This is a genomic window from Dactylosporangium sp. NPDC051087, from assembly GCF_055586325.1.
In genome coordinates this window covers 211234-220101 of the sequence record NZ_JBVJIJ010000007.1, presented here as the reverse complement: position 1 = coordinate 220101, position 8868 = coordinate 211234, and the positions used below count along the sequence as shown (strand labels likewise).

The following is an 8868-nucleotide window of genomic DNA, read 5'->3' as shown; positions in this document are numbered from 1 at the left end:
CAGGTCGGTGTCGGGTCGTGCGCCCGGAGCGGAGTGAGGACGCATGACCGGCCAGCGAAGCGTCTCGGGCCGGTCATCGGCAGGTCGGTGTCGGGTCGTGCGCCCGGAGCGGAGTGAGGACGCATGACCGGCCAGCGAAGCGTCTCGGGCCGGTCATCGGCAGGTCGGTGTCGGGTCATGCGCCCGGAGCGGAGTGAGGACGCATGACCGCCACCCAGAGTCGCCCGGCGACCACCTACCCGCCCGTCGAGCTGGCGAAGCTGCTGCGGCAGCCGGCGCCGACCGCGCAGCAGGCGGCCGTCATCGCCGCGCCCGTCCAGCCGTTGCTCGTCGTGGCCGGGGCCGGGTCGGGCAAGACGGAGACGATGGCGGCGCGGGTCGTCTGGCTCGTCGCCAACGGGCACGCCCGGCCAGAGCAGATCCTCGGGCTCACGTTCACCCGCAAGGCCGCCGGGGAGCTGTCGCACCGCATCCGGCAGCGGCTCGGGCAGCTGGTGCGCCGGCTCGGCCGCGACGACCTGATCGCGGGCGAGCCGACCGTGGCCACCTATCACTCCTACGCCGCCCGGGTGGTCCGCGAGCACGGCGTCCGGGCCGGCTTCGAGCCCTCGACGCGGCTGCTCACCGAGGCCGCGTGCTGGCAGCTCGCCGACGCCGTCGTGCGCGGGTACGACGGCGACATGACCGCGGTCGCGGCGGCACCGTCGACCGTCGTCGACGCCGTCCTGCACCTGGCCGGGGATCTCGCGGAGCACCTGCGGGTCCCCGAGGACGTCTCCGCGTGGACCGGCCGGTTCTTCGCCGAGGTCGGCGCCAAGACCGGCAAGATGGCCAAGCCGGTCCGTGACGTGCTGTCCCGCCAGCAGGCCAGGCTCCAGCTGTTGCCGCTGATCCGGCAGTACCAGGAGAAGAAGGCGCAGCTTTCGGCCATGGACTTCGGCGACCAGCTGGAGCGGGCGGCCCGGGTCGCGCTCGCGCACCCCGAGGTGGGCGCGGTCGAGCGGGACCGCTTCCGGGTCGTGCTGCTGGACGAGTACCAGGACACCAGCCACGCGCAGGTGGTGCTGCTGCGGTCGCTGTTCGGCGGCGGCCACCCGGTCACCGCCGTCGGCGACCCCTGCCAGTCCATCTACGGCTGGCGCGGCGCCTCCGCCGGCACCCTGGAGCGCTTCCCGGCGGAGTTCCCGACCGTCGAGGGCGCGGCCGCCGCCGAGCTGACGCTGACCACCAGCTGGCGCAACCGGCCCGAGATCCTCGACGTCGCCAACACGCTGTCCGCGCCGCTGCGCGCGCACGGCGCCCGGGTCGCCGAGCTCGCCCCCGCCGACGTCCTCGCCGAGCCCGCGTCGACCGCGACCGTCCACTGCGCGCTGCTGGAGACCTATGCGGACGAGGCCGCCTGGATCGCCGACCGGGTCGTGGCGTCGTGGCGGCTCGCGGCGAGGGCGGCGCCGGAGACGTTCCCGATGGACATCCCCGTCGAGGACCGGCCCACCACCGCCGTGCTGGTGCGGACCCGCGCGCAGATCCCCGCGCTGGAGAACGCGCTGCGCTCCCGCGGCCTGCCGGTCGAGGTCGTCGGCCTCGGCGGGCTGCTCGACACACCCGAGGTCCGCGACGTCGTCAGCGTCCTGCGGGTCCTCGCCGACCCCGCCGAGGGCGCCGCGCTGCTGCGCATCCTGACCGGCCCCCGGTGGCGGATCGGGCCGCGGGACCTCGTCGCCCTGTACCGCCGCGCCCGCGCCCTCGCCGCCGCGCGCCGGGCCGGGCCGGTCGACGACGAGCCCGCCCTCGCCGACCGGCTCGACGAGGCCGTCCTGGTCGAGGCCCTGGACGATCTCGGTGAGCCGGCCGACTACTCCGAGCCCGGGTTCGCCCGCTTCGCCGCGCTCGGCACGGAGCTGCGCCGGCTGCGGTGGCGCCTCGACCAGCCGCTGCCCGACCTGGTCGCCGACATCGAACGCGCCACCGGCCTCGACGTCGAGGTCGCCGCCCGCCCCGGCGACGCCGGTCTGGCCCGCGGTCACCTCGACGCGTTCAGCAACATCGCGGCCCGCTTCGCCACCGAGTCCGAGGGCGCGACCCTCAGCGCGTTCCTGGCGTTCCTCGCCGCCGCGGAGAACGAGGAACGCGGCCTCGCGCCCGGCGAGGTCGAGGTCGTCTCCGGCGCGGTGCAGATCCTGACCGCGCACGCCGCCAAGGGCCTCGAATGGGACGTCGTCTCGGTCGCCGGCCTGTGCAACGACGTGTTCCCCGGCCCGAGCAACGCCGGCGACCACTGGCTGCGCGGCCTCGGCGTCCTGCCGTTCCCGCTGCGCGGCGACAGCGACGGCCTGCCGGTCCTGGACCTGTCCGCCGCCGCCGACATCAAGGGCGTGGTCCGCCGCCTGGAGCTGTTCACCGAGGACTGGCGGCACCACGACGTGCGGGAGGAGCGGCGGCTGGCCTACGTCGCCGTCACCCGCCCCCGCCGGCTGCTGCTGGCCAGTGGGTACTGGTGGGGTGACGGCGTGAAGCGCGCCCGCGGCCCGTCGATCTTCCTCGACGAGATCCGCGAGCGCTGCGCGGCGGGCGCCGGCGCGGTCGACGTGTGGGCGGACACCCCGGCCCCCGACGCGCAGAACCCGACGGCCGAGCACGTCCCGAGCGCCAGCTGGCCCGCCGACCCGCTCGGCAGCCGCCGTCCGCTGCTGGAGGCGGCCGCGGCGCTGGTCCGGGCCGCCGCGGGCGAGGTGGAGGCCGCGGTCGTACCGACGCCGCCGGCGAAACCCGGTGCGGCCATCGAGCGCATCGCGTGGCCCGCCGAGGTCCTCGCCGACGGGTCGGGGCAGCGGTGGGCCGCCGAGGCCGATCTCCTCCTGGCCGAGCGGGCCAGGCTCACCCCCCAGCTCAATGCCCCGGTCGAGGTGACGCTGCCCGGGCACATGTCGGTGTCCCAGCTGGTCACGCTGCGCCGGGACCCGCAGCGCCTGGCCCGCACGCTGCGCCGGCCGCTGCCCTCACGCCCCGACCCTTACGCCCGGCGGGGGACCGCGTTCCACCACTGGCTGGAGCAGCGGTTCAAGGCCGAGCGGCTGATCGACCTCGACGAGCTGCCCGGCGCCGCCGACGAGGGCGCCGCCCCCGACGAGGCGCTCGCCGACCTGCAGGAGCGGTTCCTGGAGGGGGAGTGGGCGGACCGGGTGCCGCTGGACGTCGAGGTGCCGTTCGCCTCCGTCATCGCCGGTGTCGTGGTCCGCGGGCGGATGGACGCCGTCTACGCCTACCCCGACGGCCGCTACGACGTCGTGGACTGGAAGACCGGCAACCGGCCGGCCGGGACCGACGCCACCGCCGCGGCGGTGCAGCTCGCCGCGTACCGGCTGGCCTGGTCGGAGCTGCGCGGCATCCCCCTGGACCGGGTCGGCGCGGCGTTCTTCTACGTCCGCGACGGCGTCACGGTCCGCCCCGCCGACCTGCTCGACGAGGAGGGCCTGCTCGCGCTGATCACCGCGCTGCCGAGCCGGTGACGTCTTTGCATCACGGCAAGGATCGGGTCGAGCATCCGACACCTCGCTGTCCACGGAACCGCGCTGTCCTCGAAGCTGTCCAAAGAGCATGCGGACGGGCATGCGAGGGGAAGTGCGCACGATGCAGGCAACGCACACGCGCGAGGTCGTACTGGTGGTCGGGATGGCCACCGCCGGGGTGCTGACCGCCGCCCTGATCGTCATCGGCCCGGTGGCCGCCGCGCACACTCCCAGGTATCCCCAGGTCACCGACGTCCGCACGCCGGAGCAGCCGCGGCCGTAGCGGTTTTTGGCAGACTGGCCCCGGGCTGCGACACTTGCTCCTGAGATGACCGAGCAGCATTCACCGTGGGCTCAGCCGGACACGCAGGTCGTGCTGGCGCCCGTCGGGCCGGCGCCGACGATTCAGCGCACGGCCGAGCCGCCGCGCGCCGCGCCGGGTTACCGGTCGGGCCGGGTCTCGGGCATCGGCGTCCCGCCCATCGTGCCGCCGCCCTCCTTCCCGCCGACCGGCGGTGGCGGCGGAGGCGGCGGAGGCGACGACGACCCGGTGAAGCGCAACAAGCGGATCCTGAAGGTGCTCAGCGGCGGCGCGGTCGCGGTCGTGGTCGTCGGCCTGGTCGTCATCCTCGTCTCGCTCATGACCGGCAACGCCAACACGCCCGGCGGCCTGTTCGGCAGCCGCCCGGAGGGCCCCAGCGACACCCGCCCCGAGCTGGCCCGCCGCTGCCCGCCGCCGACCATCCCGCCCGAGCTGCCGCCCGGCGGCGCGGAGGTGCCGGCCGGCCCGCGGATCTCCGACGAGGAGTCGGGGATCTCCTACAAGGAGTTCGGCGCCCCCTGGGAGCCGTGGGACCAGGCATGGGTCGACCGGGGTGACCTGAAGGTCACCTACCGCATCGGCCAGCACTTCGTCACCGAGTCCAACTACCGCGGCAGCAGCGACTACCACGCGACGATCCTGTCCGGGCACGTCCCGGCCGCGGTCAACGACGGCATGGTGCTGGACCTCAAGTGCGTCGGCGACCAGATCGCCGCCGACGTGCGGATCAGCTTCTACCCCGAGCAGAACACGATCGAGCAGATCTCGGCGAAGGACCTGACGCTCGGCGGCCGCCCCGCCCGGCTGCTGAAGTTCCGCCTGCACTTCGACCAGGTCGGGCTGCGCGCGAAGAGTGAGCTGGTGTCGATCGCGCTGGTCGACCTCGGCAAACCCGAGGCGGCGATTCTGTATGTGTCGATCCCTGACACGCACCGCCAGTTCGACTCCGTCGCCGACGAGGCGCCCGAGTCGATCCGGCCGCTCTGACAACTGGCGCGGCTTGCGTCGATCCGTCACGCTAGCGCGGTGAAGAAGGCCGCACTGGTTGCAGGAGTCGTGCTCGCACTCGTTCCCGTGAGCCCGGCGTGGGCGGACGGCATCCGTGACGATCAGTGGCCGCTGCAATACCTGCGGGTGAGCGAGGCCAACGAGAAGACCCGCGGCGAGGGCGTCACCGTCGCGATCATCGACAACGGCGTGGACCGCAACCACGTCGACCTCACCGCCAGCGTGCTGCCCGCGATCTACACCAACGGCTCGCCGACCACACCCGGCGACCCCGACGGGCACGGCACGGCCCTCGCCGGGCTGATCGCCGGTCAGGGCCACGGCGCCAACCGGCAGAACGGGGTGCTCGGCATCGCGCCGGCCGCCGACATCCTCCCGGTCGTCCTCGGCAGCCCGGCGACCCCGGACCCGACCGGCGCGCGCACCGTCACCCCCGACCAGCTGGCCGAGGGCATCGAGCTCGCCACCGTCCGCGGCGCCAAGGTCATCGTCGTCGGCTACTCCGTCGGCGGCAGCGAGCGGCTCCAGCAGGCGGTCCGGGAGGCCATCGCCGCCGACGCGGTCATCGTCGCCGCCGACGGCAACCGCGCGGGTGAGGCGTTCGAGCCCTACCCGGCCGCGTATGACGGGGTCCTCGCGGCGGTCCCGCTGTCGCGCGCCGGCGACGTGCTCGTCACCTCCGACAGCGGCCGCAAGCTCGGCTTCGCCGTGCCGGGCGAGGACATCATGACCACCAACACGGGCGGTGGTTACCGGGTCGACGCCGGCAGCGCCTCCGCCGGTGTGCTCGCCGCGGCCGTGGCGCTGGTCCGCGCGGCGTATCCGAAGCTGCCCGCCGACGAGATCGTGCACCGGCTGTCGGTGACCGCCGTCGATGCCGGCGCCACCGGCGTGGACCCGGTGTTCGGCGTCGGCCGGGTCGACCTGGTGCCCGCGCTGACCAGGGTGATCCCGCTCGCCCACCCGCCGTCGCCGTCGGTCGTGCCGGCGCCGTCCAGCTCGGCGACGGCGTCCGCGCCGCCCCTGGCCGCCGACCCGCTCCTGCCCAGGTCGCGGGGCAACCTGGGGTGGCTGCTGAGCCTGCCGCTGATCGCGTTCATCGGGGTGCTGCTGTGGTACGCCCTGCGCGCCGAGCACCGGCTGCGCCGCGCGGAAGCCTCGAAAGCCCGCGCCGAGGAGCCCGCCGGTAGCACCGGGTAGGCGGTCGGCGACGGCGAATCGCGCGGGACGGGATAGATTCGACGGGTGCCTCGTCGTAGTCCCGCTGTGCGGATCCCCGCGTCCAAGTATCCCGTCGAGCGCCTCACCCTTCCGAACGGTCTGCGGGTGGTGCTCACACCCGACCGGGCCGCCCCCGTCGTCGGCGTCGCGGTCGTCTATGACGTCGGCATCCGCTCCGAGCCGCAGGGCCGCACCGGCTTCGCCCACCTGTTCGAACACCTGATGTTCCAGGGCTCGGAGAGCCTGGAGAAGCTCGCCCACTTCCGCTACGTGCAGGGCTCCGGCGGCACGTTCAACGGATCGACCCACTTCGACTACACCGACTACTTCGAGACGCTGCCGTCCAACGCGCTGGAGCGGGCGCTGTTCCTCGAGGCCGACCGGATGCGTTCCCCCCGCCTGACGGAGGAGAACCTGCGCAACCAGGTCGACGTGGTCAAGGAGGAGATCCGGGTCAACGTCCTCAACCGGCCCTACGGCGGCTTCCCCTGGCTGCGGCTGCCCCCGGTCATGTTCGACACGTTCGCCAACGCCCACGACGGCTACGGCTCGTTCGACGACCTGGAGTCCGCGACCGTCGCCGACGCCGCCGACTTCTTCGACCGCTACTACGCCTGCGGCAACGCGGTGCTCGCGGTCTCCGGCGACTTCGACGTGGCGACCGCCACCGCGCTGATCGAGCGGCACTTCGGCGACGTCCCGGCCCGCCCGGCGCCGGCCCGCCCCGACTTCGCCGAGCCCGACCTGACCGCCGAGCGCCGCTCCTCCTACGAGGACCGGCTCGCGCCGCTGCCGGCCGTCGCGGCCGCGTGGCGGGTCCCGGACCCGATCAACGACCTCGAGGGCTACCTGCCCTATGTGGTGCTCGCCGAGGTCCTCACCGACGGCGACGCGTCCCGGCTGGTCGAGCGCCTGGTGCTGCGGGACCGCACGGTGACCAGCGTCGGCGGCTACGTCGGCTTCATGGGTGAGCCGTTCGCGGTGCGCGACCCCACCGCGATGATCCTGCAGGCGCACCTGCCCCCGGGTGGCGACGTCGACAAGGTCCTGCGCACGGTCGAGGAGGAGTGCCAGCGGATCGCCATCGACGGCCTCGCCGAGGACGAGCTCAGCCGCACCCAGGCCCGCATGGCCACGCACCTGCTGCGCGACACCGACGCGGTGCTCGGCCGGGCGCTGCAGATGGCGGTGCTGGAGCAGCAGCGCGGCGAGCCCGAGCTGCTCAACCAGCTCCACACGCTGATCGGTGGGGTCACCGAGGAGCAGATCATCGCCGCGGCGGCCACGCTGGTCCCGTCGCGCCGCGCCGCGGTCGAGGTCATTGCCGGAGGAGCCAAGTGACTGCCGAAACCCTGCTCCGCGCCGTGCCCGTCCTCGGGCCCAACCGGCCGCTGAAGCTGCCGAAGACCGTCGAGCGGACCCTGCCCAACGGGCTGACCGTGATCGCGCTGCGCCGCCCGTCGGTGCCGCTGGTCGAGATCCGGCTGCGGGTGCCGTTCGCGAAGGCGCACCTGGCCCGCGCCGCGCTGCTCACCCAGACCGTGCTGTCCGGCACGACCGCGATGTCGACCGTCGACATCGCCGCCGAGCTGCAGAAGGTCGGCGGCGGGCTGTCCGCCGGCGCCGACCCCGACCGGCTGCTGATCTCCGGCAACGCGCTCGTCAGCGGCCTCGACCGGCTGCTGGACCTGCTCGCCGAGGTGCTCACCGACGCCAACTACCCGGCGGAGGAGGTCAGCACCGAGCGGGCCCGCCTCGTCGACCGGATCCGGGTCGCGCAGAGCCAGCCCAGCCACCTGGCCCGCGCCGCGCTGCTCAAGCGGATGTACGGCAAGCACCCGTATGCGATCCAGACCCCGGCGCCGGAGCAGGTCGAGGCCGTCACCCCCGCCTCGCTGCGCACCCTGCACGCCGAGCGGCTGCACCCGGCCGGGGCGACCCTCGTCATCGTCGGCGACATCGCGCCGGAGAAGGCGATCGCCGCCGCCGAGCGGATGCTGGGCAAGTGGGACGGCGCGGGCACGACCGTCGACCTGCCGCCGACGCCGGAGCTGAAGCCGGGGCCGCTGACCCTGGTCGACCGGCCCGGCTCCGTGCAGTCGTCGCTGCGCCTGGCGCTGCCCGCGGTGTCCCGCCGGCACCCCGACCATGCCGCGCTGCAGCTGGCCAACCTCGTCTTCGGCGGCTACTTCTCCTCCCGCTGGGTGGAGAACATCCGGGAGGACAAGGGCTACACGTACGGGCCGCACTCCCTCGTCGAGCACGCCGTCGCCGGGTCGGCGCTGGTCGTCGCCGCCGAGGTGGCGACCGCGGTCACCGGGCCGGCGCTGCTGGAGACGCTCTACGAGCTGGGCCGGCTGGCCAGCCTCCCGCCGAAGGAGGACGAGCTGGAGCAGGCCCGGCAGTATGCGCTCGGCACGCTGCAGCTGGGCATGTCCACCCAGGCCGGGCTCGCCGGGCTGGTCTCCACCTACGCCGGGTTCGGGCTGCGCCTGGACTACCTCGCCGAGCACGCCGCCCGGCTGGCCCGGGTCAGCCGGGAGGACGTGGCGGCCGCGGCGGCGCAGTATCTCGCGCCGTCCCGGATCGCGGCCGTCGTCCTGGGCGACGCCGAGCAGATCGAGAAGCCCCTCGCGGCGCTGACGGCGGTCACCCGAGCGGCGTCATGACCGGCGCAGAGCGTCCGGCCGCGCACCAGAGGTGCCGGTGTGTGGCGGGGGGAACCCCCCACCCACACCCCCCCCCCCCCCACAGGGACCCCCCTCGCGCCGGGTGTGCTCTCCAAATCCAAAAAAAACCGCGTACGGA

The 8868-nt window shown here is 74.3% G+C and carries 6 protein-coding genes; all 6 read left to right on the top strand.

Annotated features, from left to right (window positions below; translation table 11 throughout):
- Positions 1-203 precede the first annotated feature (203 nt).
- The 6 genes from ACZ6TV_RS15665 (at position 204) to ACZ6TV_RS15640 (ending at position 8729) form a co-directional block, all read left to right on the top strand.
- Entirely contained in the window at positions 204-3509 is a 3306-nt protein-coding gene (locus ACZ6TV_RS15665) for an ATP-dependent helicase (RefSeq protein WP_465297850.1), read from the top strand.
- A gap of 121 nt (positions 3510-3630) precedes the next feature.
- Positions 3631-3792 carry a hypothetical protein gene (locus ACZ6TV_RS15660; RefSeq protein ID WP_465297849.1) on the top strand — a complete coding sequence of 54 codons (162 nt, stop codon included), beginning with the start codon at positions 3631-3633 and terminating at the stop codon, positions 3790-3792.
- Positions 3793-3837: 45 nt separating this feature from the next.
- Positions 3838-4818 (top strand): hypothetical protein, encoded by a 981-nt coding sequence (locus ACZ6TV_RS15655; protein ID WP_465298004.1) that lies wholly within the window; start codon positions 3838-3840, stop codon positions 4816-4818.
- Between the two features lie 39 nt (positions 4819-4857).
- The gene (locus tag ACZ6TV_RS15650; protein WP_465297848.1) at positions 4858-6039 is read left to right on the top strand and encodes a S8 family serine peptidase; all 1182 of its coding nucleotides are present in this window, start codon (positions 4858-4860) and stop codon (positions 6037-6039) included.
- Positions 6040-6105: 66 nt separating this feature from the next.
- A complete protein-coding gene (locus ACZ6TV_RS15645; protein WP_465297847.1) occupies positions 6106-7401 on the top strand; it encodes a M16 family metallopeptidase in 1296 nt (431 codons plus the stop codon).
- Positions 7398-8729, top strand: a complete 1332-nt coding sequence (locus tag ACZ6TV_RS15640; protein WP_465297846.1) for a M16 family metallopeptidase — start codon at positions 7398-7400, stop codon at positions 8727-8729. The genes ACZ6TV_RS15645 and ACZ6TV_RS15640 overlap by 4 nt, the downstream gene beginning before the upstream one ends.
- The last annotated feature ends 139 nt before the right edge of the window (positions 8730-8868 follow it).

Bases quoted from the DNA above. Each gene is read 5' to 3' on its own strand.
- ACZ6TV_RS15660 (WP_465297849.1), top strand. From the start codon at position 3,631: ATGCAGGCAACGCACACGCGCGAGGTCGTACTGGTGGTCGGGATGGCC.
- ACZ6TV_RS15655 (WP_465298004.1), top strand. From the start codon at position 3,838: ATGACCGAGCAGCATTCACCGTGGGCTCAGCCGGACACGCAGGTCGTG.
- ACZ6TV_RS15665 (WP_465297850.1), top strand. From the start codon at position 204: ATGACCGCCACCCAGAGTCGCCCGGCGACCACCTACCCGCCCGTCGAG.